The following is a 25,469-nucleotide window of genomic DNA, read 5'->3' on the forward strand; positions in this document are numbered from 1 at the left end:
TCTTTTGATAGCGGCCTTCAGGTCAGCGCACCGCGCCCATCGACGGTGAAGATGCGTTCCACCACGCCTTTGAGTCGTCCGCCGCGCACGCCGATCAGGTAGTCGTGCAGGTTGACCGTAGGGTCGCAATGGCCGGGAATCAGCCACAGCGTCTCGCCCAAGGCGGGTAGCCAGCCGCTGGTGTTGCCGGCTTCGGCATCGGGGTGCAGCACGCCATGCTCGTCGCCACCATTGGCAAAACGCAGCGCGTTTTCAGCCGGCAGGGCATGCAGACGGGGCAGGCCTGAATCAATGGCGTGGGCCTTGTGGCCGGCGTCGCAGACGGCGTGGTCGGCGCTCAGCGACATGACCTGGGTCTTGATGTAGAGCGCGTGCTCGAACAGGGGCTGGGCCGCATCACGCTGGTTGGAAGCGTAGTCGGCGTCCATGAACAGAAACGAGCCGGGCTGAATCTCGCAGTACACGCCGCTGGCGGCTTCGTTGACCATGGTGCCGGTGCCGGCACCGGTAATCAGCGGGATGGCGATGCGGGCGCGGTCAAATTCATGGCACGTGCGGTTGACATACTTGAGCACCTGCTCAATGGCCGCCTTGCGCTCGGCAGCGGTGCGCAGATGCTGGGCTCCGCCGTGATAGGCCTGCAGACCCCCAAAGCGCAGGCTGGGCTGGGCGGCAATGGCCTGTGCCAGGGCCACGGCAGCTTCGCCGGGCTCGACCCCGCAGCGGTTCTGGCCCACATTGATTTCCACCAGCACATCCATCGCTTTATCGCCTGCCTGAGCCTGCTGCAGGGCCTGCGCCAGACGGCTCACGCCCGCTTCGCAGTCCACGGCAATCGCCAGGCGTCCGCCCTCGGCATTCAATGCCTTGGCCAGTTTTGCCACGCGCTCGAGCTTGGTGGGGGCGACGATTTCGTTGCTGATGAAGATGTTGCGAATGCCGCCTTCGGCCAAGGCCTCGGCTTCGCTGATTTTTTGCACGCAGTGGCCGCTGGCCCCGGCATGCTCCAGCAGGTGCGCAATGAGCGCGCTTTTGTGTAGCTTGGCGTGGGGGCGCCACAGCACGCCGTGCTGCTGGGCAAAGCGGGCCATGCGCTCGATATTGCGGTCCATGGCATCCAGGTCAATAATCAGCGCCGGTGTGTCTATGCGTTTGATGGCCTGGCCGACCAGGGCCTGCAAATGCTCAGGAATGTGCTTCATCTTGACTGCCTTGCTGAAGGTGTGCGGTATCGGCCCAGCCTACCAAAGAAAGGCCTTCGCGAGTCCAAAGCAGGCGATTGATGGCGGCGTTGGCCAGCTCCCAGGTGCGAGGTGCCTGAAAGTCCTGGCGCGTAGCCAGCCGATACAAGACGTCGAGCACGCCGCCGTGGGCGACCAGCACAATCTGCTCACCCTCATGCTGGCGGGCGATTTCATCGACAGTGCTCGCGATGCGGTCGCGCAGCGCAATCAGCGAGTCGCCGCCGCCCGGAGGCGCGTAGGCGGGGTTGCGCGTGCGCCAGAGCTGGGCGTCTTCGGGCTGGCTGGCCTCCACATCCTTGAAGGTTCGGCCCTGAAAGTCGCCAAAGCAACGCTCGCGCAGACCTTGATGGGTGTACAGAGGCGCGCCGGATACCTTGGCCACGGCCTGCGCCGTGACATGGGCACGCTGCAGGTCGCTGCTGTAGATGGCGGCAATGCTCTCGCCCTCCAGTGCGCGACCGGCTTGCTCGGCCTGCCAGATGCCGGTGTCGTTGAGGGGAATGTCCAGATGCCCCTGAATGCGTCCGTCGACGTTCCAGGTTGTCTCTCCGTGGCGGATGGCAATGATGCGCGTGGCGTGCATGGCGAAAGCTCGTACTGCGTGAGTGGTTTTTAGACTGTCATTGTCTTGCAAACAAGATGTGCGAGAGGGAGCGTGGGAGATCGGTGCCATGTATTGCATTGACGGGCGCAGCGCAAGCATGAAAAAAGGCCTGCCTAGAAGCAGGCAAGCCTTTGGAATTGGGGGCCGGTCCCCGGTGATGTGCCAGGGCCGCGATCAGACTGCTTTCCAGAAAATGTAGTCGGCCTGGTATTGCACGACTTGCTTGCTGCCCAGGTTGGTGGGCCCGCAGGCCATGGCGGGTGCAACGCCGCCCTTGGTGGCTACGCGCTGGATATAGCTCACGCCCTGCATGGCACCCATGCCGCTGGCCGGGTTGGCCTTGACCAGTTGCAGCGGGATGTTGCCTGCACCGGCCGGAGCAACCGCGACCTGAGTGGCGGTGACCTTGGAGCCATCGTTGTTCTCCCAGGTGGCGGGTGGGCCCCAGTATTTTCCGATGACCGCACCGCTGCGTGTCTGCAGCTTGGCATCGGGGCCGATGAAGATCCATTCATGCTCGCTCGCCATATCTTTCTTGGTCTTGCACTCGTAGGTGATCTGGCCAACGCCCACCGTTTCCATGGCGACTTTGTGCCCTGCGGGGACTTGCACGGCGGCCGGAAGTTCCGCTTGCGAATACATGGAGTGCATTCCCGTGGATGAGCAGGCGGTCAGACCCAACACGGACAGGCAAACAGCGGCCAGTGGGACGGTACGTAGATGCTTCATGAGTATTTCCTCGAACAAGGGGTGAAGAAGTGCACCGAGCCAAGCTGCGGGGCAGTGTCGACAAATTGCGCTGTCCGACATTGGGGATACGCAGCCCCAGAGCCACTGGATTCAGGTTTTTTCAATTATTTTTCCAGTAATTTCCCGCATAGGGTGAATCCATCAGCCGCGCTGCTGCGTATACAGAAGCAAGGGGGCAAGCAATACACCTTGGCAGCAATGCAACAGCACCGCCGCAAGCAGGTGCGCCTGATCACAATGGGAGCATGAGCGCCAATACACCGGACACCGAACTGATGGACTTACTAGACCGCGTAGCAGCCCGGGATGAGGCTGCTCTCAAACAGTTGTACGACCGGAGCGCCTCCCGGCTCTATGGTCTGGCGCTGCGCATCGTCAGCAACAAAGAGTGGGCCGAGGATGTGCTGCAAGAGAGCTTTCTGGGCATATGGCGCAATGCAGGCACTTACCGCGACTCCCTCAGTCCGCCCCTGGCATGGATGGGGATGGTGGTGAGAAGCCGGGCGCTGGATTTTTTGCGCCGCCGCCGCGCCGAGCGCCTGCACCTCAATGTGCCGATTGAGGACATGGAGGAGCTGCTGCCTGACAGCGATGGGAAAAGCCCCTTGCAATGGGCGCAGGCCAGTGAGCAGGCGGCCGCTCTGCATCAATGCCTGCAGCGCCTTGAGCAGGCTCAGCGGCAGGTGGTGAGTCTGGCCTACCTCAAGGACCTGAGTCAGAGTGAGCTGGCCAGCTATCTCAAGCTGCCACTGGGCACCGTCAAGACATGGATGCGCCGAAGCCTGGAACAGTTGCGCAAGTGCATGGCCCGCCATGTTTGAGTGGCAGGAGCAGTCATCATGAACCTGACCCAAAAACCAGAGTTGCTAGATCGTCTGGCTGCGGCCTACGCGCTGGGCTCTTTGCGAGGTGGAGCGAGGCGGCGCTTTGAGCAACTGGCGCGCGAATATGCGCAAGTGCGCGCCGCAGCGCTGCTGTGGCAAGGCCGCTGGTCGGCTTTTTCAGAAGTCCAGGAGCCGGTGCAGCCCGATGCAGCGGTATGGGTGCGTATCGACAACCTGCTGCAGGCTGAAAAAACCCATGCAAAGCTGGCACAGCAGCGAGAGCTTGCGACAACAAAGCGGCCCAACCGGGCACTGGCATGGTGGCGTGGGCTGGCCGTGGCAGGCAGTCTGGCGACGGTGGCAGCTGTCTGCGTGGGTCTTTGGCTCACAGACACGGCACAGCAGCAAATGTCTTCGCTGCAAACCCAGCTACAGACCACGCAAGCTGCGCTGCAGGCGGCTCCTCAGATTCAATACGTGGCGGTGCTGGCCGATGGCAAGGCAGATCCATCTATGCTGGTAACGTTCGACCCTCGAAACAATCAGCTGGTGCTGCAGCGTGTCGGTGGCTTCAAGGAGTCCGCCAACCAGTCCCTGCAGCTTTGGGCCTTGCCACCACAAGGAGCTCCGCGCTCTTTGGGGGTGATGGGGCAGGGCAAGCTGGATCAGCTTGAAGCACATGAGAGTGATGTGAAAGCTGTGCCTGCCTTGGCCATCAGTCTGGAGCCCAAGGGCGGTGTGCCCAGTGAAACAGGGCCTACAGGCCCGGTGTTGTTCAAGGGTGCTTTGATTCGGCGTGATTTATGAATCAGTGCGGCTCTTGAGCTGCTTTCTCACCTCAACAAAAAGGCTTGCAGAAATGCAAGCCTTTTGTGGTTGTAGCGCTTATTCATAAAGCGCTAGCAGCTATTGATGTGATAGCAATCAGATCAGCGATTTAGCGTTATTCAGTACAAAGTCGCATGCCTTTTCTTTCACGCTGCTCTTGACCTTGTCCAGGCTGAAACTCTTGCCGTCCGAGCCGGTGACCATGCCCATCAGGCCGTTCTGGTAACCGGTGTCCTTGGGCTCTTCTTTCTGACCCAGTCCCAGCTTGCCCAGCAGTTGATTCTTGACCTGCGTGGCCTTGTCAGCGTTCAGGTAGTTGTTCTTCATGCAGTAGGTGATGACGCCTGCCGCGTTGCTGGCCGTGGCAGAGCCAGTCAACCCACCCAGCCCCAGAGCCGACAGGGCAGAGCCACCAGCACCCGCACTGCCGCCGCCAAGCATGCTGCCCAGGCCCGAAGAAGACGACGAGCTGCCTTCAGTCGCGCCGCCCAGCTGGCCGCGAAGGGCATCACCAAGGCCGCTTGCGTGGGCGCTGAACGCGCCAGCGGCCAGAGCCGCGCAAACCAGAGTCGAGAGGGCAAGTTTCTTCATGACTGTCATCCTTTTCAAGGCGGGGCCGGTAAGGCAGCGGTTCAAACCGAGCTGCACGTTAGCACGTGTGCCAGGGGGCAAAGTGTTGAAGATTGCAAACTATTCAACGCACAGGGCTGGCCGCAGCGGGTGCTTGCTGTCCTGCTGGCATGGTGGCCGCTGCAGGGGTATTCACCGGTGCCTGTGGCGCGCCCGCAGCGGGCTGCGGCTGAATCACGGTGCGTACATTGCGCTGGCCTTGTGGTGGATTGGGGAAGCCCGTCAGTGCGGCATCAAACAGAATGCCGAAGATGGCGGGGTCATCCGTCCACACGTCCTGGCGCTGGGCCGAGGTTTCATAGACGATCTGCTGGGTCTTGATGTCACGCATGACGATGCTCACGGCGCGGTAGTACTCCAGCGGCGGGCCATCCATCATCATCATGCTGCTTCCAAAGCCCATACCCCAGCCGCGACCGTAGCTCATGCCCCAGCCCCAGCGTGGGCCCCAGTAAGGATCGTAATAGGGCCAGCTGGCGTAGTCGCGCGCATAGCGGGCCACGGCGCTGATCTGCACCACAAGGCTGGGGCGCGAGTCATCTCGGATCATGCCCACGCGGGCCAGCGCATGCTGGGCCTGGGCCTCGACCGCGGGAAAGTGCACTTGGCCCTGCTGCGAGGGCAGGGTTTCCAGGCGGTAGGTGGGCGGCACGGGAATGCCCGGCAGCGAGGAAAAGCTCTGCACCGTGCTGTTGACTTCACGCACGGTGCTGCAGCCAGCCAGCAAGGCAGTTGCCGTCAGGGCGGCGATGCCAAGCCAGCGGTATGAAGTGTTGCGCAGGTTCATGGTGATTCTCTCTCTGATACGACAAAGGCCCATCGAATGGGCCTTTGTTTGGACTGGTGCGTCCCGTTTTAGTTCAAAAGTCCAATCAGGACAGTTGTACCACCTGCAAGCCGCCGGGCAGGGCAGCCATAGTTGGCAGCTCTTCATGGTCAAACGCCATGTCGCCGTTCGGGTCGGCAATGCCGGTGGCCTTGGCACCCTTGAAGTCGTGCAACAGGGGATCCATCATGTGTGTGGTCACGATGTTGCCCATGGCGCGGAACATGCTCTCGATACGGCCGGGGAACTTCTTTTCCCATTCGCGCAGCATCTCGCCGATGACCACTCGCTGCAGGCCGTCCTGGCTGCCGCAGAGGTTGCAAGGGATGATGGGGAAGTTCTGGTACTGGGCCCAGCGGGCGGTGTCCTTCTCGGGCACATAGGCCAGAGGACGGATCACCACATGCTTGCCGTTGTCGGACACCAGCTTTGGCGGCATGCCCTTCATGCGGCCACCGTAGAACATGTTGAGCATCATGGTCTGTACGATGTCATCGCGGTGGTGGCCCAGTGCAACCTTGGTGCAACCCAGCTCGTCAGCCACCTTGTACAAAATGGCCCGGCGCAGGCGCGAGCACAGGCCGCAGGTGGTCTTGCCTTCGGGAACGACGCGCTTGACGACGCTGTACGTGTCCTGCGTTTCGATGTGGTAGTCCACGCCCAGGCTCTTGAAGTACTCGGGCAGGATGTGGTCGGGGAAGCCGGGCTGCTTCTGGTCCAGGTTCACTGCGACCAGATCGAACTTCACGGGCGCACGCTTTTGCAGCTTGCGCAGAATGTCGAGCATGGTGTAGCTGTCCTTGCCGCCGGACATGCAGACCATGATCTTGTCGCCTTCTTCAATCATGTTGAAGTCGACGATGGCCTTGCCTACTTCGCGGCACAGGCGCTTTTCCAGCTTGATCTGCTCGCGCTCGATCTTGATCTTGCCGGGCTTGCCAGCTTCTTCGCCCGCATTTTGCGCGGCGGCTGCGTCAGCGGCTTCGGCCTCTTCGGCAATCCAGGGGTTGTCGTTTACTGCATTCATGGGGTTCACCATTGTCCGGTTTCGATGCGAATGGCTACTTCGCAGTCGTCAAAAATTTCCAGCTTCGCAATTTTTACACGTACGCCGCGAACGCCGGGCAACTGCAGCAGGCGCTGGGCCAGCTTGCCGATCAGGCTTTCGAGCAGGTTCACATGCTCGGAGGTGCACTCGTCGATGATGATCTGGCGCACCTTGCGGTAATCCAGCACGTGAAGAATATCGTCGTCACGCGGCGTCAGGGGCTGGGGGCCGAGGTTGAGTTCGGCATCGACCTGAATCGGCTGAGGCTCTTGTTTCTCGTGCGCCAGAATGCCGAGGCTGGCGTCAAAGCGCAGCCCGGAGAGCGTGAGAATCTGTTGTCCGGAAGAGGAAGTCATGGAAAGAGGGAGGAGTGCGGCCGGGAGGCCTCACATCATCGAAAAATCGCGCTCAAAGCGCTGTAAATGCTGGCCGCCATCGACCAGCATGGTCGTGCCCGTCATCGAACGGTTTTCCAGCGCAAAGCACACGGCGGCCGCAATGTCCTCGGGCGAGGACGAACGGCCCAGTGGGCTCATGGAGTGCAGGGCTTCGAACTTTTCCTGGCTCAGCATATGGCTGGTCAGAGTCAGGCCGGGGGCCACGCCAACCACCCGCACCTGGGGCGCAAGCGCCAGTGCAAGAATGGTGTTGGCTGCTTCCAGAGCCGCCTTGGAGAGCGTGTAGCTCAAAAAGTCGGGGTTCTGGTTCCAGAGCTTCTGGTCCAGCACATTGACCACGGCACCATGCGCGCCTTCATCGCCAGCGGCAATGCGCGCCAGGATGTGGGTGTGCAGAGCCTGAGACAGCAAGATCGGAGCGGCCGTGTTGCTGCGCAGGTGCGCTTCCAGGGCCACATAGCTGAAGCTCTGGGCATCGTCATGCTCGAACAGCGAAGCGTTATTGACCACCGCATCCAGGCGGCCAAAGCGCTCCACCACACGAGGCACCAGCGAGCGCACAGATTCCTCGTCAAAGAAATCTGCATCAAAAGCCGCGCTATCGCCTGACAATTCTGCGCAAGCAGCTACGGTTTGCATAGCGCTCTCGTGTGAATCGCGGTAATGCACAGCCACTTGCCAGCCCGCGCGGGCCAGAGCCAGGGCCATGTCGCGACCAAGGCGACGGGCAGAACCGGTCACCAATACTGTGCGTGTTCGGGCGGTTGAGGACATTCGTGGAAAATGCGTGTTGTGACGACAGAATCCACCAGTTTAACGAGCGCCTTGCAATCTCGCATTGCCAAGGAAATTGCCGCCGTGGGCGGCTGGCTGCCTTTTGACCGATTCATGGAGCTTGCGCTCTATGCGCCGGGTCTGGGCTATTACGCCAATGAGACGGCGAAATTCGGGGCTATGCCAGAGTCGGGAAGCGACTTTGTGACCGCTCCTGAAATTTCCCCTATTTTTGGCCAGTTAGTGGCGTCCCAATTGCGGGAAGCGCTACAAAAAACGAATACCAACGAGATCTGGGAGTTCGGTGCCGGCACCGGCGCGCTGGCTCTGCAGATCCTCGATGAAATGGCTTTGCTGGGCGCGCTGCCCGAGCGCTACACCATCGTTGATCTCTCTGGCACGCTGCGCGCACGCCAGAGGCTGGCGCTGGCCAAATACGAGCAGGTCGTGCGCTGGGTGGACATGCTGCCTGATGCCATGGAGGGCGTGATCATCGGCAACGAGGTGCTGGACGCCATGCCGGTGCAGCTGCTGCAGCGCACCAAAGGCCAGTGGCATGAGCGCGGCGTGGTCATGAACGGTGATGAATTTGCCTGGGAAGACCGCCCCACCGAGCTACGCGCACCGGTGGATATTGGTGGCCCGCAAGACTATTTGACCGAAATTCACCCGCAGGGCGAAGCCTTTATCCGCACGCTGGGTGAGCGGCTGACGCGCGGCGCAGCCTTCTTCATTGACTATGGTTTTGGTGAGAGTGAGTACTACCACGAGCAGCGCCACATGGGCACCGTGGTCTGCCATTACCAGCACCAGGTCGACAGCGATCCGCTGGTGCTGGTGGGGCTCAAGGACATTACGGCCCACGTCAACTTCACCGGCACAGCGGTGGCTGCACAGGATGCGGGCTTTGATGTGCTGGGCTACACCAATCAGGCCTATTTCCTCATCAACTGCGGGCTGGCGCCCAAGCTGGACGCCGCCAACCTCAAGGCGCGCTCCATGGCGTCCAAGCTGGTGATGGAGCATGAGATGGGTGAGCTGTTCAAGGTTATCGCTTTGTGCAAGGGCGTAGAGCCCTGGCGACCGCTGGGCTTTGTGCAGGGTGACCGAACGCATCGGTTGTGATTCCCCCTGAGGCGCTTTGCGCCTTCCCCCTCTCTCGATGCGTTGCATCGGGAGGGGGACGACAACTTCGCTGCGGGGTGGCCCTCGCGGATGTCTCTGGACTGGAGCCAGCAGGCTTCGGCGCTTGCTCTAGGCATACACTTTCATCATGATTCGCTGGTTGATCGTCATTTTTCTGGCCCTGTTGCTCATCAACGGCTTGCATGGCTGGCTGCAGCGCATTGGGTTAGGGCGTCTGCCCGGCGACTTTCGCTTTCGGCTGTTCGGGCGCGAGTTCTTCCTGCCCATCGCCAGCACCGTGCTTCTCAGTGTGATCGCGGCGCTGATTGCGCGCTTTGTGAAACTGTGAGTTGCTGACTTGAATCTGCCAGCACTGACAGCAAATACCGGCATGAACCCGACTTGTGCCCACCTGCACAAGCCATGCACCGCTACAGAAAGGTTGTCCTGTGTCCGAATCCCTGCACTACGTCTGCCCCCACTGCCACACCACCAACCGTATCGCCAAAGAGCAGCTGGGCAATCAGCCTGACTGCGGCAGCTGCCACCAGCCCCTGATCACGGGCGAGCCCCTGGCGCTGGATGACAGCAGCTTTACCAAGCATATTGGCCGCAGCCAGTTGCCGGTGGTGGTGGATTTCTGGGCGCCCTGGTGCGGTCCCTGCCGCATGATGGCCCCTGCCTTTGCGCAGGCCGCTCAGCAGCTTGCCGGTCAGGCGCAACTGGCCAAGCTCGATACCGAGGCTTATCCACTGCCAGCCGCGCCATTGGGCATTCGCAGCATTCCCACCATGGTGATCTTCAAGGAAGGCAAAGAGCTGGCCCGCGTCTCCGGTGCCATGCCTGCGGGTGAGATCGTGCGCTGGGTGCAGTCGGTGATCTGAGAGGCTTCACCCCGGCGTTTGCTGGCGCAATGCAGCTACTTCCTCATCGCTGAATACGCGGGAGCGGGTCAGAAATGCTTTTCCCTCTGGCCCCTCCAGCGATAGCGTGCCGCCGCCGTGACCGTCGATCACGTCGATGATGAGCTGGGTGTGCTTCCAGTACTCAAACTGCGAGACGCTCATGTAAAACGGCAGACTGCCAATTTCGCCCAGCTTCACGTCGCCGGGGCCGATGGTCAGCTCGCCCTCGATATAGCAATTGGCCGCGCTGTTGTCACAGCAGCCGCCGGACTGATGAAAGAACAGATGCGGCCCATACTTGGCGCGCAGCACGTCGATCAAGGCAAGTGTGGCCGGGGTGGCAATGACGCGGTAGACCATGATGCTCTCCCTGTGAGAGTGCGCCACCCGAGCATGGGCTAGGGTGGCGCAGCAATGCATATTAGGCGTTGCTTTAAGCGGCGATGTCCAGCACTACGCGGCCTTCAATCTTGCCCTGGTGCATGCGGGCAAAGATATCGTTGATGTTCTCCAGTTTGTCGGTCGATACCGTCGCCTTGACCTTGCCCTGGGCGGCAAAGTCCAGTGACTCCTGCAGATCCAGCCGGGTTCCGACGATGGAGCCGCGCACCGTGATGCCCTGAAGCACCATGGAGAAGATCGGGAGTGGAAAATCTCCTGGTGGCAAGCCATTGAGGGAAACCGTTCCGCCGCGACGCACCATTCCCAACGCCTGCTCGAAGGCCTTGGGCGACACGGCCGTGACCAGCACGCCATGGGCGCCTTCAATCTCTTTTTGCAGATAGGCTGCCGGGTCCGTCGTCATGGCATTGACGGTGACGGTGGCGCCCAATTGGCGCGCCAGGGCGAGCTTGGAGTCGTCAATGTCCACTGCCGCCACATTGAAGCCCATGGCCTTGGCGTATTGCACGGCCATGTGGCCCAGGCCGCCAACACCCGAAATCACCACCCAGTCGCCGGGCTTGGCATCGGTGACCTTCAGACCTTTGTACACGGTGACCCCGGCGCAGAGTACGGGAGCGATGTCGATAAAACCTATATTCGACGGCAAGTGGCCCACATAGTTGGGGTCGGCCAGCGCGTAATCGGCAAAGCCGCCATTGACCGAGTAGCCGGTATTGGTTTGGGATTCACACAAGGTCTCCCAGCCGCCGATACAGTGGCGGCAGAAGCCGCAGGCGCTGTGCAGCCAGGGCACGCCCACGCGGTCGCCTTCCTTGACATGTTTGACGTTTTTGCCCACGGCGGCGACATGGCCGACGCCCTCGTGTCCGGGAATAAAGGGTGGGTGGGGTTTGACAGGCCAGTCGCCTTCTGCCGCATGCAGGTCGGTGTGGCAGACGCCGGAGGCGGCGATCTTGACCAGAATCTGATCGTCCGCCGGGCGGGGTACGGGCATTTCTTCAATGGTCAGGGGCTTCCCGAAGGAGCGCACCACGGCAGCTTTCATGGTCTGGGGTAAAGACATCAGAGTACCTTTTTGAAGTAGGGAGCACGACCACAGCCGGTGGACTGTGCGTGCACCTTGTCAAAGAACCATGCGGGTAGGCATGGATGTTGTACGCAGGTCGGATGGCCCTGTGCAGAAGACTGTTGCTCTCCCTGGGAGAGGGCAACGATCTCCATGCACTATGAAGCCTCAGGTGTTTAAAGGCATTTGATGCTGCTCAAACAGGCCTCGCTCTCGCCACGATGTCATGTGGCGCTCATCTTCAGAAGAAGCCGAGTTTGGATTCGGAATAGGACACCAGCAGGTTCTTGGTTTGCTGGTAGTGGTTCAGCATCATCTTGTGGTTCTCGCGGCCGATGCCCGATTCCTTGTAGCCGCCAAAGGCTGCATGTGCGGGGTAGGCGTGGTAGCAGTTGGTCCACACGCGCCCAGCCTTGATGGCTCGGCCCATGCGGTAGGCGACGTTGCCGTTGCGACTCCACACACCGGCGCCCAGACCGTATAGCGTGTCGTTGGCCAGCTCCAGCGCTTCTTCATCGGTTTTGAAGGTGGTCACGGCCAGCACGGGGCCGAAGATTTCTTCCTGGAAGATGCGCATCTTGTTGTGGCCCTTGAAGATGGTGGGCTGCACGTAATAGCCACCATCGAGTGCGCCGCCTAGTTGGGCCTGCGCGCCGCCACACAGTACTTCGGCACCTTCTTGCTTGCCCAGGTCCAGGTAAGAGAGGATCTTGGTCAATTGTTCCTTGCTGGCCTGCGCGCCCATCATGCTGGTGGGGTCCAGCGGGTCGGAATGCTTGATGGCGGCCACGCGCTTGAGCACGCGTTCCATGAATTTTTCGTAGATGGATTCGTGGATCAGCGCGCGGGAGGGACAGGTGCAGACCTCGCCCTGATTGAAGGCAAACAGCACCAGGCCTTCGATGGCTTTGTCGAGGAAGCTGTCGTCCTGATCCATCACATCGGCAAAGAAGATATTGGGCGACTTGCCGCCCAGCTCCAGCGTGGCGGGAATCAGGCTGTTGGCGGCGGCTTGTGCAATCACGCGGCCCGTGCTGGTGGATCCGGTGAAAGCAATCTTGGCAATGCGCTTGCTTTGCGCCAAGGGCATGCCGGCCTCGCGGCCAAAGCCGTTGACGATGTTGAGCACGCCGGGCGGCAGCAAATCACCAATCAATTTAGCCAGCACCAGAATGGAGATGGGCGTTTGCTCCGCAGGTTTGAGCACCACGCAGTTGCCTGCCGCCAGCGCGGGCGCCAGCTTCCACGCCGCCATCAGGATAGGGAAATTCCACGGAATGATCTGGCCGACCACGCCCAGCGGCTCGTGAAAGTGGTAAGCCACGGTGTCGCCATCAATCTGGCTGATACCGCCTTCCTGTGTGCGAATGGCACCGGCAAAGTAGCGGAAGTGGTCGGCGGTCAGCGGAATGTCGGCGGCCAGTGTTTCGCGGATGGCTTTGCCGTTGTCTATGGTTTCCACATAGGCCAGCAGCTCGCGGTTGGCGTCAATGCGGTCGGCAATCTGCAGCAGGATGTTGCTGCGCTCGGTGGGGCTGGTTTTTCCCCAGGCATCAGCGGCGGCGTGGGCGGCATCGATGGCTTTTTCAATATCGGCTGCCGTGCCCCGCGCGGCTCGGGTGTAGACCTTGCCGGTGATGGGCGTGACTACGTCGAAATACTCGCCCCCGCTGGGCGGAACCCATTGGCCGCCAATAAAGTTTTCATAGCGGTCTTGGTATGTATGCAGCGCATCGGACTGGCCGGGAAGGGCGTAAGCCATGGGTAACCTCCAGAGCAAGAGAGCAGGGGGAATAAAAAGGTGTGCAGGCCTTGCTTCACGGCGGTCGTGAAGCCTGCAGTCCTGCATATTCCTGCCTGACTTGGTGCTCTATGGAGGCGGTTTTCCCTCTGCGGGTTTTCCCTTGGTGTGAGACTGCTCAGGCGGCAGGTGCTGCCGAGTCGGGGCAATGGGTTGCAGTCACTTGTGGTTGTTGCAATTGCAGTGCAACTGCCTGTTCGCGCGCTTGGCTTACCGCATCGCCAATGGCTTTGCCTTTGAGTCCGCGCTGGGCGGCGGCCTGTGCGACGGGGGCAGTCTCTACGGCCAGCGCGGCGTTCAGTGCACGGCTTAGGCGCTGGCGCTGCGGGTAAGGCGCTTCTTCAAAACCCAGGCGGCCACGGGCATCGCATTCGCAGGCTAGCAGGGCTTCTTCAAAACGTTCGGGCTTGCGTATGGCGTCGCAGCGCTCCAGCAATCGCAGCAGCGCGGCGGCATTCAGCTCATTGCTGCGGTGAGTGTTGCCATGCTCGCGGGCCACGACTTCGGCCAGTTCCTTGCAGTCATTGGGCACGCGCCAGCGGTCGCAGACCTGCAGCAGCAGACGGGCGCTGCGCTGCTCGTGGCCAATGTGGCGGGGCAGCACATCGGCGGGCGTGGTGCCCTTGCCAAAGTCATGACACAGGCAGGCAAAGCGCACCGTGAGCGGTGCCTGCAGGCGGGCGGACATGTCCAGCACCATCATGGCGTGCACGCCAGTGTCCACCTCGGGGTGATATTCGGCGCGCTGGGGAACGCCCCAGAGTTTGTTGAGTTCAGGCAGCAGTCTTGCCAGTGCCCCGCAGTCACGCAGGATGCTGAACATGCGCGAGGGCTGGGCTTCCATCAGGCCGCGGCTGATTTCCTGCCAGACGCGCTCTGGAACCAGGGAATCCACCTCGCCAGCTTCCACCATCTCTCGCATCAGCGCCATGGTTTCGGGTGCCACGGAAAAGTCGGTGAAGCGCGCTGCAAAACGGGCCAGACGCAGAATGCGCACCGGGTCTTCGCGAAAGGCATCGGTCACATGGCGCAGCACGCGATCTTTCAGATCCTGCTGGCCGTTATAGGGGTCTACCAGGTCTTTGAGCTCGCTGGCGCTTTTCCAGTCTGCAGGGGCAGCGATGGAGTTGATCGTGAGGTCGCGCCGCGCCAGGTCTTCTTCCAGGGTCACATCAGCGGCGGTGTGCACCACAAAGCCGCGATAGCCCATGCCGTTCTTGCGCTCGGTGCGGGCCAGCGCATATTCCTCATGGGTCTTGGGGTGCAGAAACACCGGGAAATCGCGCCCAACGGGCACAAAGCCGCGCGCTGTCATCTGCTCTGGCGTGGCACCCACCACCACCCAGTCGGTGTCGTTGACGGGCAGGCCCAGCAACTGGTCTCTCACTGCACCGCCCACCTTGTAAACCTTGAATTCGCTCATGCTGCAATGGTAGTGGTTACTCGGCGCGGTGCAGGCGGGTTTTTTGCTCAGCGCTGCGTGCGGTAAGGTTCTTCAAATGGCAGAAAATCATTTTCGGCCAGCGCGCCCTGCACCCATTCCTGTGTGGATGGCAGCAGGCAGATGCGCTGCACATAGGCGGTGACGATCTGCGAGGTGGGCAGGCCGTAGCTGTTGAGGCGCATGCAGACCGGGGCAAAAAATGCATCGGCAATGCTGAACTGCTCAAACAGCATGGGGCCATGGGCAGCTTGCAGCTGGGGCAGCCAGAGCGCTTCAAGCCGCCGCACATCGGCGCGCAGATCGGCATGCTGCTCCCAGAGCTGGGCGCCGACCTCATGCAGTCGCGCTTCGATATTCATGGGGCAGAGGCTGCGCAGGCTGCTGAAACCGCTGTGCATTTCGGACACCAGACTGCGCGCGCGGGCGCGCTGGGCGGCATGCTGGGGCCACAGATGTTTTTCGGGAAAGCGTTCGGCCAGGTATTCGCAGATCGCAAGGCTGTCCCAGATGATGAGCTCATCATCGACCAGCAGCGGCACCTTGCCGATGGGTGACAGCGATAACACCTGTTGCTTGAACTGGGAGTCCGGTGCAAAGCTGTCGAAGCGCAGCTTGACCTCATCGAAGTGAATGCCGCTTTGCCGCATCAGCATCCAGGGTCGCATAGACCACGAAGAGTAGTTCTTGTTGCCTATATAGAGCTTGAGCATGACGGTTCCCCAATTTCAATACTTTTCAGCATATTACGCTGGCTGGCGGCGGTCTGTCGTTCCGAGCGCCGCACTGATGCACAGGGCTGTGCGGCAAATGATGTAATTGCACACCTATGGCAAATACTTCCACTACTTCTGCAAATGTCTCCGCCAATGTGGCCGGTGCCGGTCATCACAAGGGCGCGCTGGTGCTGTTCTCTGGCGGGCAGGACTCGACGACCTGTCTGGCGCAGGCGCTGGCCATGTTCGACCGTGTGGAGACGCTGGGCTTTGATTATGGTCAGCGTCACAGCGTGGAGATGGCCGTTCGCGCCGGTGTGCGCGAGCAACTGGCGCAGCGCTTTCCGGCATGGGCACCGCGTCTGGGGGAAGACCATGTGCTGTCGCTGGATGTGCTCAAGCAGATTGGCGGCTCATCGCTGACGGACGATGTGGCCTTTGCAATGCAGGCCGATGGCTTGCCCAACACTTTTGTGCCGGGCCGCAATCTGCTGTTTTTGACCCTGGCTGGTGCGCTGGCCTATCGCCGTGGGCTGACGGTGATCGTCACCGGCGTGTGCGAGACCGATTACTCAGGCTACCCCGACTGCCGCGACGACACCATGAAGGCGCAGCAACTGGCGCTGAACCTAGGACTGGAGCGCCGTCTGCGTATCGACACCCCGCTGATGTGGCTGGACAAGGCCCAGACTTGGCAAATGGCCCATGACCTGGGCGGTGATGCGCTGGTGGAGCTGGTCCGCGTCGAGACCCACACCTGCTACCAGGGCACGCGCGATGCGTTACACGAATGGGGCTATGGCTGCGGCAGCTGCCCTGCCTGCGAGCTGCGTGCCTCGGGATGGAAAAACTGGCGCGCCAGCCAGTCGGCTTGAAGAAGTGGTCACCTGAATTTGATAGCTGATAGCGATCAATAAAAAAGGACTTCAAGGCGATTGACCTTTGAAGTCCTTTGAATGATGGCGGTAGATGCTCCTTAATGAGGAGCATTTTTTTTGCCTTAAACGTGAGGTCGTGTCGCGATCTGCCCGGCGCGGATCTGCTTGGTCATGTTGGTCAGCCAAGCCTGACTCTCGGGCGTTTCAAACAGAAAATCCCAGATGGCGTTGTGCTGGCGCGGCGTTAGGCTCAGCGCGCCGTGGCGGCGCATATGGGCTTGCAGCCTGTGCATTTCTTCGCGGGTCAGCGGTAGCTGCATCACGGTGAGAGGAGGGCGCGGGCGGTAGCGGCGCTGGGGAATATTCTTGTTCGGGCGACTCATGGCAAAACAGTTCAAAGGTTCAGACGGGCCAGACTACACCGTTGTCGTTCAGGATGGCGTCCAGGGGCAAGTCATGCACCTCAGGATGGAAGTCATCTACATAGCCATTGGTGTAGCCCAGTCCCACGGTAAATGGGCGCGGGGTCAGCTCGGCCAGCGTGCGGTCATAAAAACCGCCGCCGTAGCCCAGCCGGTAGCCGCCAGCGGCATAGCCCACGCAGGGCACAAACAGCAGCGTGGGTACCAGTAGCTCGGTGTCCTTGGGCTTGGGGATGCCATAGGCGTCCTCTTCCATAGGACAGCCGGGATACCAGGCGTGAAAACTCAGCGTCTTACGCTGTTTGTCGATCACCGGCAGCCCAATCCTGCGCCGTTGTGGGGTACCCTGTAGCTCGCCATCTTCTTTCCAGCGATGCAGAGCAGGCAGCGGGTCGAATTCACCCTTGATGGGCCAATAGGCGCCAATCACGGTATCGGGTCGCTCCATCAGCCAAAAGCGCATCACCTGCTGTAGCGCATCTGCACGCTGCAGGCGATCTGGAAGGTTGAGGCGCAGTTCAATCAACTTGCGGCGTAACGCTGCTTTGTCCATCGGGTAATTTCCTCCATGCACTGGCTGAAGATTTTGACACCGCTTTGTGCGGCTTCCATGTTGACTGTAGCTGCTCCGTTTGCGCAGGCACAAAATTCGGGTGATGCCGTGTTGCTGGATATGCAAAAAGCATTCCGCGCGCGCAATCAGGCGGCCCTGACCCAGCTGCTGCCACAGGCCAGCGGCCACCCCCTCCAACCTTGGGCCGCTTACTGGGAACTCAAGAACCGCCTTGAAACCTCGGCACCAGATGAAATTCAGGGCTTCCTGACCCGTTACGCCGGCACCTACCAGGAAGATCGCCTGCGCAACGACTGGCTGCTGCTGCTGGGCAAGCAGCGCGACTGGAGCACTTTCAGTCGTGTCTACCCGCAGTTCCGCATGCGCGATGACAAGTCCGTCACCTGCTACGCCTTGCTGGCCGATGCCGTGCAAGGCCGTGGCGCGCCCAATGTGGGACAGCAGGTGCGCGATTTGTGGATGGCGCAAAAAGATGCGGATGACGGTTGCACCACCGCCGCTGGCCAGATGTACGCCAGCAAGCTCATCAGCGCCGAAGACGTGTGGCGCCGCGCCCGCGTAGCGACTGAGAGCAATCGCCAGAAGGCTGCGCGTGATGCAGTGGCCATCGTCGCGCCTGAGGCGGCAGACCAGGTGGCGCAGGTTTTCGCCTCACCCGCGAAATACCTGGCTGGGCAGAGCAAGGCCCGTGGCCGCGAGCGCAAGGAGCTGGCGCTGCTGGCCCTGATTCGCATGGCTGCGAGTGACCCCGATGGCGCGGCCGGTCAGATTGAAGGTGGCTGGGGCGCACAGCTCAGCGCTGAAGAGCGCAACTGGGCCTGGGCCGTGGCGGGCAAGCAAGCCGCGTTCAAGCTCTCGCCGGATGCCAACACTTACTTTGGCAAAGTGCGCCGCAATGAAGACCTGAGCGATGAGCTGCTGGGCTGGAAGGTGCGTGCCGCCCTGCGCGCGGGTGACTGGAAAGCCGTGCGCCGCGCAGTCGATGCCATGGGCTCCGAGCGCACTGACCCGACCTGGGCTTACTGGAAGGCCAAGTCCATGCTGGCTGGCCGCCCCAGTGCCGAAGAAAAGGCGGAAGCCCGTCAGCTGCTGGAAGACACGGCGGGCAGCGGCAGCTTCTATGAGCAACTGGCGCTTGAAGAGATCGGTCAGCGCATTACCGTGCCGCCCGCCCCCGCACCGTTGACGGCGCAGGAAAAGGCCGCAGCGCGCAGCAACCCGGGCTTGGCCCGCAGCCTGTATGCGATTGGCATGGGCCTGCGCAGCGAAGGCGTGCGCGAGTGGAACTACAGCACCAACCTGCACCAGCCCGGGGGCCTGGAAGACCGCGAGCTGTATGCCGCGGCCGATCTGGCCTGTGAGCGCCAGATCTGGGACCGCTGCATCAACACCAGCGAGCGAACCAAGACTTTTGCGGACTGGAAGCAGCGCTATCCCATGCCTTATCACGACACCGTGTTGGCCAAGTCGCGCAACATCGGCCTGGACCCGGCCTATGTCTATGGCCTGATACGCCAGGAAAGCCGCTTCATCATGGATGCGCGCTCGGGTGTGGGCGCTTCGGGCCTCATGCAAGTCATGCCTGCCACGGCACGTTGGACGGCCAAGAAGATCGGCATGACCGGCTTTACGCCTGACATGATCAACGACCGCGATACCAACATCACCATCGGCACGTCTTACCTCAAGCTGGCGCTGGACGATTTTGACGGCTCCATGGCCATGGCCGCCGCAGGTTACAACGCGGGCCCCGGTCGTCCCCGCAACTGGCGCAACGGCCCCACGCTGGACGCCGCCATCTGGGCCGAAAATGTTCCGTTCAGCGAGACGCGCGACTATGTGAAGAAGGTGCTCTCCAACACCACCAACTACGCGGCGCTGATTACGGGTCAGCCCCAATCGCTCAAGAGCCGTCTGGGCACCGTTGGCCCACGCCCCGGTAACGAGGCCGAGCCTATGAAGGATATGCCATAAGATCTTGCATGATGGGCTGATCGTTCATTCATTGGTCGCTAAAAGCGCTCATCCCTTATGGGGCTGAGCGCTTTTTTTGCGTGTGCATGGGCTCAAGAAAAAACCGCGCAGGCCTGCGCCGGAGCGCGCGTGAATAGCACGCAAGACTGTTTGTAGGTGAATACCTTGCAGAGCTAAGGCGAATGAGATTGGTTTGTGTTTACAAAAGTACATAATTGCAACCGTCAAAGCCCATAACGCCACATACAACCTCGGCTTTGTCTCCCTTTAGCTGCCCCGCCAGCTGTCCCAAAGGTCCATCAAGGGCCGACTCATCTTCTCAATACATAGCAACGACCTGATCTGTCAGGTCGAGGAGTCATCATGTCCAACGCAGCTCGAAGCCGCGCTCGTCACACCTATTGGCAACCCCGTTTGCTGGCACTGGCCGCAGCCGCTGCCTGCGCCAGTACGGCTGCATTCGCCCAAGCCAATGAATCCACCATGGAAGAGGTGGTGGTCTCTGCCAGCGGTTTCGAGCAAGAGCTCAAAAACGCTCCGGCCTCGATTTCCGTCGTGACCCGCAAGGAACTGGAAACCAAGAACTTCCGCGATCTGGCCGAAGCCCTGCAGGGCGTGGAAGGCATTGACGTCATGGGTGCCACCGGCAAGACCGGCGGCCTGGATATCAGCATTCGCGGCATGCCCAGCGACTACACGCTGATTCTGATCGACGGCCGCCGCCAGAACGTGGCGGGCGACGTGACGCCCAACGGCTTTGGCGCAGCGTTGACCAGTTTCATGCCGCCGATGTCGGCCATTGAGCGCATTGAAGTGATTCGTGGCCCCATGTCTACCCTGTATGGCTCGGACGCCATGGGCGGCGTGATCAACATCATTACCCGCAAGGTCAGCAAAGAGTGGGGCGGCGAAGTCAGCGTCGGCGCTGGCATTCCGCAAGACAGCGAATGGGGCAATCAGTACAAGAGCAACTTCTACATCAACGGCCCCATCAAGCAAGACTTGCTGGGCCTGGCCGTGCGCGGCAGCTACAGTGGCCGTGACGCTTCGGACTGGGTGCTGGCGCCGGGCGCAAACCAGCCCGCGGCGGCACGCAACCCTGCACCGGCAGAGAGCCGCCAGCACAGCCTGGGCGCAAAACTGACGCTGACCCCCAACCGCTATCATGACATCTGGCTGGATGTGGACCAGGCCCGCACCTGGTACAACAACGAAGACGGTCGACTGGGCAGCCGTGATGCACTCAATCCTGTCGACAAAAATGGTGATCCAGCACTGCCTGGCTACCGTGACGCACTGCGCTTCAACCGCGATCAGGTCAGCATCGGTCACACCAGCCGCCTGGGCTTTGGCACGCTGGAAAGCAGCCTGATGCATACCGAGACCGAGACCATTGGCCGCACGATTCCCAGCGCCTCGGTGCCCAAGGGTGATCCGCGTGGCGGCGCAGACCGCGAGCTGAAAACCACCAATCTGGTGCTGGACTCCAAGCTGGTCGCACCTCTGGGCGACGCGCATATGCTGACTGTGGGCGGCCAGTTCTGGGATGCCAAGCTCAAAGATGGTTTGCTGCCGCAAAGCCACAAGCAGACCATGTGGTCGCTGTTTGCCGAAGACGAATGGCGTCTGGCCCAGGGTCTGACGGCCACGCTGGGCGGCCGCTATGACCACCACGATGCGTTTGGCGGCCAGTTCAGCCCCCGCGCCTATATGGTCTGGGATGCGACGACGAACTGGACCTTCAAGGGCGGCGTGAGCCAGGGCTTCAAGGCACCGCGCCTGAACCAGCTGATCGACGGCGTCAGAGGCGTCACCGGCCAAGGCCAGACTATCAGCATCGGCAACCCCAACCTCAAGCCCGAGACCAGCACCAATGTGGAGCTGTCGGCCCTGTTCGACAACAAGGCAGGCTGGACCAGCGCGGCCACCTTCTTCCATAACGATGTCAAGGACAAGATTGCCTCGGGAGGTATCTGTGATGCCAGCAAGCCTGGTGCAGTCTACATCTCCAGCTGCGCTTACAACCCCACCGCCGAATACGAGATCAACGTAGACAAGGCCAAGACCTGGGGTATGGAGCTGAGCAGCCGCGCACAGCTGACCAAGGACTGGTCGGTCAAGGCTGGCTACACCTGGACCAACAGCGAGGTGATCGAGGGAGGCCGCAAGAATGGTCAGCTGGCCAATACCGCCAAGCACATTGCCAGCGCCCAGCTGGACTGGACACCAAGCAGCCAGTGGCGTCTGTGGGCGCGCGGCGAGTACCGCAGCAAGAGCCCCCGTTTCAGCGGCTCCTACGACAACCTGAGCAACGCCAACAAGGCCGTGTTTGACGCCGTGGGCGATATCAAGGGTTATGCGCTGTTCCACCTCGGTGGCAGCTATCAGGTTAACAAGAACCTGAGCATCAACGCCAATATCTTCAACCTGTTCGACAAGGACTTCCGCAAGTACCAGCAGGTCAGCGTCAACGGCACGCCGACCTGGGTGAATAGCTACTTCCAGGGCGGATCTTCCGTGTCTGGCGTGACACAGGCAGGTCGTACCTTCTGGGTTACGGCAAACATGAAGTTCTGAGGCTGAGCGCCTCATAGCGGCATGAGCCTGTAAATCAGGAGCTGCCAGCGCAATCGAATCAAGGGTTTCAGGGTTTTTTAGTTCTGAAGCGCATGATGAATAAGCGCTGGCAGCTCCTTTTTATATCTGCGAACAATTGTTTACACTTACTTACATGGTGCCAAGTCTGCATGTTGCAGACAGTCACCCAGTGAGGGAGAAAGTCGCAATGTCAGTAGCAAGAGGCCGCGTGTTCATCGCCGTGCTGGGACTGGTCTGGGCCGGTGCCCTGGTGGCGCAGCCTGTCTACAAGTGGGTGGATGCGCAGGGCCAGACGCATTACGGCTCGCAGTTGCCGCCGCAGCAGGCCGATGCGGCTCAGCTCAAGGTTTCGCCCAATGGCAGCTCGGGAGCAGGCGCGGGGCGCTTTGGTGAACAGCGCAACACGGACGGGACGAAGAAACTGCCCAAGGAGGCGCAGGAGCTGGTCGATGGTCTGACCAAGGGGTTGAAAAAAGTCGATGGCAAGGAGGTACCGCTGAATTGCGCGCTGGCGCTGGACAATATCCGCAGCCAGATCGAGACCATGCTGGAAAACGGCCAGAAAAACCTCAAGAGCGGCTATATCACCCAGGCGCAACATGACGGCACGGCAGGAGGTTTAAAAAACCTGCGCACCAAAGCTTCGGTCAGCGATTGCAAGGCGGCTACCGGCCGTTCACGCGATATGTACCAGTGCATGACCAGCATGCACAACCATCTGCTGGGATGTATAGAAAAGCACATGCCTTGAGCTTGTGACTGGGCTTCAGATCTCGACCCGCATGCGCAGCAGGTTGTGATCGTGGCTGGACAGGTTCAGGGTTTTCGGCATTTCTCCAAGCTTTGCGCGGCCTGATAGCTGTCGAACAGCAGCACACGCTTGGCGTCATCGCGTCCCATGCTCTGGGCCCAGAAGAAGGAGACATGCGCTCACCGCGCGTAGCTATGCCCAAAAGCATTGATGGGTGGGCGCTTGCGGCGGATGCATCAAAGTGCCATTAATCCGTCGCTCGGGCGCTGTTCAGTGCCAGTGTTAGCAGTTCGCGCAGCTGTTTTTGCTGATTGGCGGGGAAGTCGCCCAGCAGCTCGGCGGCGATTTGTTCGCGCTGGTTTTTGAGCTGAGCGAACAACTGCTGCCCCTGCGCACTGAGCTGCAGGCAGCGCACGCGCTTGTCGGCCTCGCTGGCGGAGCGCTCCAGCCAGCCTTTGTCTTGCAACTGAGTCAGCATGCGCGCCATCTGCGCTTTGTCGGTGTGGCTGTGCTCAACCAGCTCTTTTTGCGTAATGCCCGGGTGGCGGCCGGTGTGCATCAGGATGCGGAACTCATTGAACGTCAGCCCCGGCTGAATGCGCTCCAGGGACTGGAGCAGTCGCGCGCGAAACAGGTGCATCAGGTCGTGCAGCACTTCAAACACATCGGCGGCAAGGGATGAACTCATGGTGGGAAAGGTTTATTTGTTGACTTAGTCAACTTATTGAATGATATTTAGTGGACTTTATCAACTTCTTCAGAAAAATGTCCAACACCGAAGTAACACCCATCATGCAACGTGTACGCCACGAATTTCGCGCCCGCCATGTGCAACTGCTGGCACGCGAGCAAATCAGTCCCGGTTTTATCCGCCTGACCTTGGGCGGCCCTGAACTGGAAGGCTTTGTCAGCGCCGGTTTTGACGACCACACCAAGCTCATCCTGCCGCAGGCGGGGCTGGAGAAGCCCAATTTGCCGCAGATGGTTGATGGCCGCCCGCACATCGATGGCGAGCGCCCCACCATGCGCGACTACACACCGCTGAACTACGACGCCGCGCGCAACACGCTGCAGATGGAGTTTGCCGAGCATGGCACCGGCCCCGCCGTGGAATGGGCGCGCACGGCCCCCATAGGCCAGTGGCTGGGTCTGGCCGGGCCGCGCGGCAGCTTGGTCGTGCCTGCTGATCTGGACTGGCATGTGCTACTGGGCGATGAAAGTGCCATGCCCGCCATGGAACGCAGGCTGGCCGAGCTGCCCGCCGGTAGCCGTGCCATTGTGCGGGTGCAAATCAGCAACCCTGCCGATCAACGCGCATGGGCGAGCGCCGCCGCGCTGGATTTGCAGTGGGTGACCTCGCTGGCAGACGCGGCGGATGTGCTGGAGCTGCCTGCGGGCGATGGCTTTATCTGGGCTTCTGGCGAGAACCGCGCCATGGCCGACTTGCGCCAGCGCATTCTGGCCAAGCCCGGTGCCAACCGCAGGCGCATGCGCATTGCCTCGTACTGGAAGCAAGGCGAAGCGGCTCACCATGAAGAGCTGAATGCCAATGACTGAGGTGACGGAAACAGACTGCTTGGGCCAATCGGCCGCGAAGCCGAGCCGCAAGCTGCACAAGCGCTTTACGCCCTTGGTGTTTGCCTTTTACATGGCGCTGATCATGGCGTTTTTCATGTGCTGCATCATCGTGGCCGTCAATGGCGGGTTGAGCGCGGGTTACTGGTGGACGGTACTCAAGGCCTATGCCGTGGCCATGCCTTCGGCCTTTTGCTGTGTGGTGCTGGTGCGCCCTGTGGTGATGCGGCTGGTGGCCGCCACCGTGCATCACTGATTGCATAAAACGGGTGCGCCAGCTGCGTTGTGCTTCCGCTCGGCAGCTCCGCTGGCAATCAGACCGTCAATCAGACTGTCCAGCCATTGCTGCAGTGTCTGCGCTCCGAAGTAGGTCTGGTGCAAGATGCCGAAATAGGGTGTGGCATGAATCCAGTGGCTGAGATCTTGCAGGCTGATGCTTTGCCACTCCAGCAGCTTGTATTTAAGCAGCACCTTGGCCGCATAGCTGGCATGGCGCTCGGGTGATTGCACAAAGCCTGCCAGCCGTTTGCGCGCAATGGCCAGCGCTGCAGGCACATCGGTAAATATGCTGCCGTGGCCAGGCACGACTGTCAGCGGCCGCAATTGCTCAATTACATCCAGCGTGGCGGCCACTTCCTCAAAAGCGGCGATGCCTTCAATCTCGGGGAAGACCACGCCAAAGCCGTTTTCCCAGAGCGCATCGGCTGAGATCAGGGTGCGGCTCTTGTGCTCAAACAGAATGACCGAATGCGGGTCATGGCCGGGGGCGGCATGAACCTGCCAGTCGCAGCCAGACAGGCGCACGTTGCTGCCGGGCTGTAGCAGGCCGGTGATGACAAAGCGCGGGCATTCCTGCCCTGTGGGTGCATAGCTGAGTGCGGATTCATTCCAGCTGCGCACCTGTTCTGCTTGGCCGGGGGCGATAAAGGTCTGCACCTGTGGATAAGTCTGCTGCAGTGCGGCATTGCCGCCGCAATGGTCGCTGTGTAGGTGGGTGTTGAGAATGCGCGCCAGCGGCTGGTCTTGCAGCGCGTTGTCGATCAAGGCCAGTGTCTGTGCCGAGTGGCTGACATAGCCGGTATCGACCACGGCCGAGCCTTCCATATCACCGGGCGCTGCCGCAAACACGATGTTGTTGGCCGACAGCCAACCGCGCTCCAGCACGGTCATGCCGACTGGAAGAGATAGAGGGTTTGGGTGCATGGGACTTGTCTCGCGGTTTTTATGCGTTCTTCGCTCAAGACTAGCAGAGCACCGGCCAGCACTGTGTCGCGGGCACGTACGGCTAACGCAGAACCAAGCCTGGTCCGCT

28 protein-coding genes are annotated in these 25,469 nt (G+C 60.9%); 11 read left to right on the forward strand and 17 right to left on the reverse strand.

The window, feature by feature from the left end; all coding sequences use genetic code 11:
* Positions 1–17 precede the first annotated feature (17 nt).
* From HF327_RS07985 to HF327_RS07995, 3 genes are all read right to left on the reverse strand, one after another.
* Positions 18–1,202 (reverse strand): DSD1 family PLP-dependent enzyme, encoded by a 1,185-nt coding sequence (locus HF327_RS07985; RefSeq protein ID WP_169107724.1) that lies wholly within the window; start codon positions 1,200–1,202, stop codon positions 18–20.
* Positions 1,186–1,827 carry a histidine phosphatase family protein gene (locus HF327_RS07990; protein WP_169107725.1) on the reverse strand — a complete coding sequence of 214 codons (642 nt, stop codon included), beginning with the start codon at positions 1,825–1,827 and terminating at the stop codon, positions 1,186–1,188. The genes HF327_RS07985 and HF327_RS07990 overlap by 17 nt, the downstream gene beginning before the upstream one ends.
* 195 nt (positions 1,828–2,022) lie before the next feature.
* Complete coding sequence (locus HF327_RS07995; RefSeq protein ID WP_169107726.1) at positions 2,023–2,577, reverse strand: DUF3455 domain-containing protein; 555 nt, start codon at positions 2,575–2,577, stop codon at positions 2,023–2,025.
* A gap of 266 nt (positions 2,578–2,843) precedes the next feature.
* On the opposite strand from HF327_RS07995, the gene HF327_RS08000 reads away from it, so the two are divergent.
* Both HF327_RS08000 and HF327_RS08005 read left to right on the forward strand, forming a co-directional pair.
* The gene (locus HF327_RS08000; RefSeq protein ID WP_169107727.1) at positions 2,844–3,419 is read left to right on the forward strand and encodes an RNA polymerase sigma factor; all 576 of its coding nucleotides are present in this window, start codon (positions 2,844–2,846) and stop codon (positions 3,417–3,419) included.
* A gap of 18 nt (positions 3,420–3,437) precedes the next feature.
* The gene (locus tag HF327_RS08005) at positions 3,438–4,229 is read left to right on the forward strand and encodes an anti-sigma factor (RefSeq protein WP_169107728.1); all 792 of its coding nucleotides are present in this window, start codon (positions 3,438–3,440) and stop codon (positions 4,227–4,229) included.
* A gap of 117 nt (positions 4,230–4,346) precedes the next feature.
* On the opposite strand, the gene HF327_RS08010 is transcribed toward HF327_RS08005, so the two are convergent.
* The 5 genes from HF327_RS08010 to HF327_RS08030 form a co-directional block, all read right to left on the reverse strand.
* The gene (locus HF327_RS08010) at positions 4,347–4,841 is read right to left on the reverse strand and encodes a DUF2501 domain-containing protein (RefSeq protein WP_169107729.1); all 495 of its coding nucleotides are present in this window, start codon (positions 4,839–4,841) and stop codon (positions 4,347–4,349) included.
* A 103-nt stretch (positions 4,842–4,944) separates the two neighbouring features.
* Positions 4,945–5,667, reverse strand: a complete 723-nt coding sequence (locus tag HF327_RS08015; protein ID WP_169107730.1) for a DUF4136 domain-containing protein — start codon at positions 5,665–5,667, stop codon at positions 4,945–4,947.
* A gap of 85 nt (positions 5,668–5,752) precedes the next feature.
* Positions 5,753–6,733: a tRNA 2-thiocytidine(32) synthetase TtcA gene (gene ttcA / locus HF327_RS08020; protein ID WP_407927029.1), complete on the reverse strand. Its 981-nt coding sequence runs from the start codon at positions 6,731–6,733 to the stop codon at positions 5,753–5,755.
* A gap of 5 nt (positions 6,734–6,738) precedes the next feature.
* On the reverse strand, positions 6,739–7,110 hold the full coding sequence (locus HF327_RS08025; RefSeq protein ID WP_169107732.1) for a dihydroneopterin aldolase: 372 nt from the start codon (positions 7,108–7,110) through the stop codon (positions 6,739–6,741).
* A gap of 30 nt (positions 7,111–7,140) precedes the next feature.
* On the reverse strand, positions 7,141–7,926 hold the full coding sequence (locus HF327_RS08030) for an SDR family oxidoreductase (protein WP_169107733.1): 786 nt from the start codon (positions 7,924–7,926) through the stop codon (positions 7,141–7,143).
* 9 nt (positions 7,927–7,935) lie between these two features.
* Between HF327_RS08030 and HF327_RS08035 the strand changes: the two genes are divergently transcribed.
* The 3 genes from HF327_RS08035 to trxC all read left to right on the forward strand — a co-directional run bounded on the left by HF327_RS08035 (position 7,936) and on the right by trxC (position 9,935).
* Positions 7,936–9,051, forward strand: coding sequence for a class I SAM-dependent methyltransferase (locus HF327_RS08035; protein WP_198460441.1), 1,116 nt, complete (start codon positions 7,936–7,938; stop codon positions 9,049–9,051).
* A 148-nt stretch (positions 9,052–9,199) separates the two neighbouring features.
* Positions 9,200–9,400, forward strand: a complete 201-nt coding sequence (locus HF327_RS08040) for a DUF2905 domain-containing protein (RefSeq protein ID WP_169107734.1) — start codon at positions 9,200–9,202, stop codon at positions 9,398–9,400.
* Positions 9,401–9,500: 100 nt separating this feature from the next.
* The gene (trxC, locus tag HF327_RS08045; protein WP_169107735.1) at positions 9,501–9,935 is read left to right on the forward strand and encodes a thioredoxin TrxC; all 435 of its coding nucleotides are present in this window, start codon (positions 9,501–9,503) and stop codon (positions 9,933–9,935) included.
* A gap of 6 nt (positions 9,936–9,941) precedes the next feature.
* Here the strand turns inward: trxC and HF327_RS08050 are convergent, their stop codons facing one another.
* The 5 genes from HF327_RS08050 to HF327_RS08070 all read right to left on the reverse strand — a co-directional run bounded on the left by HF327_RS08050 (position 9,942) and on the right by HF327_RS08070 (position 15,382).
* Positions 9,942–10,316: a DUF779 domain-containing protein gene (locus tag HF327_RS08050; RefSeq protein WP_169107736.1), complete on the reverse strand. Its 375-nt coding sequence runs from the start codon at positions 10,314–10,316 to the stop codon at positions 9,942–9,944.
* 73 nt (positions 10,317–10,389) lie between these two features.
* Entirely contained in the window at positions 10,390–11,424 is a 1,035-nt protein-coding gene (adhP, locus tag HF327_RS08055) for an alcohol dehydrogenase AdhP (protein ID WP_169107737.1), read from the reverse strand.
* A gap of 244 nt (positions 11,425–11,668) precedes the next feature.
* Complete coding sequence (exaC, locus tag HF327_RS08060; protein WP_169107738.1) at positions 11,669–13,189, reverse strand: acetaldehyde dehydrogenase ExaC; 1,521 nt, start codon at positions 13,187–13,189, stop codon at positions 11,669–11,671.
* A 157-nt stretch (positions 13,190–13,346) separates the two neighbouring features.
* Positions 13,347–14,651 carry a multifunctional CCA addition/repair protein gene (locus HF327_RS08065; protein WP_169107739.1) on the reverse strand — a complete coding sequence of 435 codons (1,305 nt, stop codon included), beginning with the start codon at positions 14,649–14,651 and terminating at the stop codon, positions 13,347–13,349.
* Positions 14,652–14,698: 47 nt separating this feature from the next.
* Positions 14,699–15,382, reverse strand: coding sequence for a glutathione S-transferase family protein (locus HF327_RS08070; RefSeq protein ID WP_169107740.1), 684 nt, complete (start codon positions 15,380–15,382; stop codon positions 14,699–14,701).
* Between the two features lie 116 nt (positions 15,383–15,498).
* Between HF327_RS08070 and queC the strand changes: the two genes are divergently transcribed.
* Positions 15,499–16,260, forward strand: coding sequence for a 7-cyano-7-deazaguanine synthase QueC (gene queC, locus HF327_RS08075; RefSeq protein ID WP_198460442.1), 762 nt, complete (start codon positions 15,499–15,501; stop codon positions 16,258–16,260).
* 125 nt (positions 16,261–16,385) lie between these two features.
* Here queC and HF327_RS08080 read toward each other — a convergent pair whose 3' ends face one another.
* Together HF327_RS08080 and HF327_RS08085 are read right to left on the reverse strand one after the other, a co-directional pair.
* Positions 16,386–16,646 (reverse strand): hypothetical protein, encoded by a 261-nt coding sequence (locus HF327_RS08080; protein WP_169107741.1) that lies wholly within the window; start codon positions 16,644–16,646, stop codon positions 16,386–16,388.
* Positions 16,647–16,665: 19 nt separating this feature from the next.
* Positions 16,666–17,238 carry a 5-formyltetrahydrofolate cyclo-ligase gene (locus HF327_RS08085; RefSeq protein ID WP_169107742.1) on the reverse strand — a complete coding sequence of 191 codons (573 nt, stop codon included), beginning with the start codon at positions 17,236–17,238 and terminating at the stop codon, positions 16,666–16,668.
* Positions 17,239–17,253: 15 nt separating this feature from the next.
* On the opposite strand from HF327_RS08085, the gene HF327_RS08090 reads away from it, so the two are divergent.
* The 3 genes from HF327_RS08090 to HF327_RS08100 all read left to right on the forward strand — a co-directional run bounded on the left by HF327_RS08090 (position 17,254) and on the right by HF327_RS08100 (position 22,582).
* Positions 17,254–19,233, forward strand: coding sequence for a lytic transglycosylase domain-containing protein (locus HF327_RS08090; protein WP_169107743.1), 1,980 nt, complete (start codon positions 17,254–17,256; stop codon positions 19,231–19,233).
* A gap of 363 nt (positions 19,234–19,596) precedes the next feature.
* The gene (locus tag HF327_RS08095; protein ID WP_169107744.1) at positions 19,597–21,810 is read left to right on the forward strand and encodes a TonB-dependent receptor domain-containing protein; all 2,214 of its coding nucleotides are present in this window, start codon (positions 19,597–19,599) and stop codon (positions 21,808–21,810) included.
* Between the two features lie 208 nt (positions 21,811–22,018).
* The gene (locus HF327_RS08100; protein ID WP_169107745.1) at positions 22,019–22,582 is read left to right on the forward strand and encodes a DUF4124 domain-containing protein; all 564 of its coding nucleotides are present in this window, start codon (positions 22,019–22,021) and stop codon (positions 22,580–22,582) included.
* Positions 22,583–22,829: 247 nt separating this feature from the next.
* On the opposite strand, the gene HF327_RS08110 is transcribed toward HF327_RS08100, so the two are convergent.
* Positions 22,830–23,270, reverse strand: coding sequence for a MarR family winged helix-turn-helix transcriptional regulator (locus tag HF327_RS08110; RefSeq protein ID WP_169107746.1), 441 nt, complete (start codon positions 23,268–23,270; stop codon positions 22,830–22,832).
* Positions 23,271–23,347: 77 nt separating this feature from the next.
* Here HF327_RS08110 and HF327_RS08115 point away from each other — a divergent pair, with 77 nt between their 5' ends.
* A complete protein-coding gene (locus HF327_RS08115) occupies positions 23,348–24,139 on the forward strand; it encodes a siderophore-interacting protein (protein ID WP_169107766.1) in 792 nt (263 codons plus the stop codon).
* On the forward strand, positions 24,132–24,413 hold the full coding sequence (locus HF327_RS08120) for a DUF2798 domain-containing protein (RefSeq protein WP_169107767.1): 282 nt from the start codon (positions 24,132–24,134) through the stop codon (positions 24,411–24,413). Before HF327_RS08115 ends, HF327_RS08120 begins: the two co-directional genes overlap by 8 nt.
* Here the strand turns inward: HF327_RS08120 and HF327_RS08125 are convergent.
* Positions 24,407–25,360 carry an MBL fold metallo-hydrolase gene (locus HF327_RS08125; RefSeq protein ID WP_169107747.1) on the reverse strand — a complete coding sequence of 318 codons (954 nt, stop codon included), beginning with the start codon at positions 25,358–25,360 and terminating at the stop codon, positions 24,407–24,409. The genes HF327_RS08120 and HF327_RS08125 overlap by 7 nt on opposite strands.
* Between the last annotated feature and the right edge of the window lie 109 nt (positions 25,361–25,469).

Origin of the sequence: Comamonas suwonensis (assembly GCF_012844455.2) — a bacterium.
Taxonomy (GTDB): domain Bacteria; phylum Pseudomonadota; class Gammaproteobacteria; order Burkholderiales; family Burkholderiaceae_C; genus Comamonas; species Comamonas suwonensis.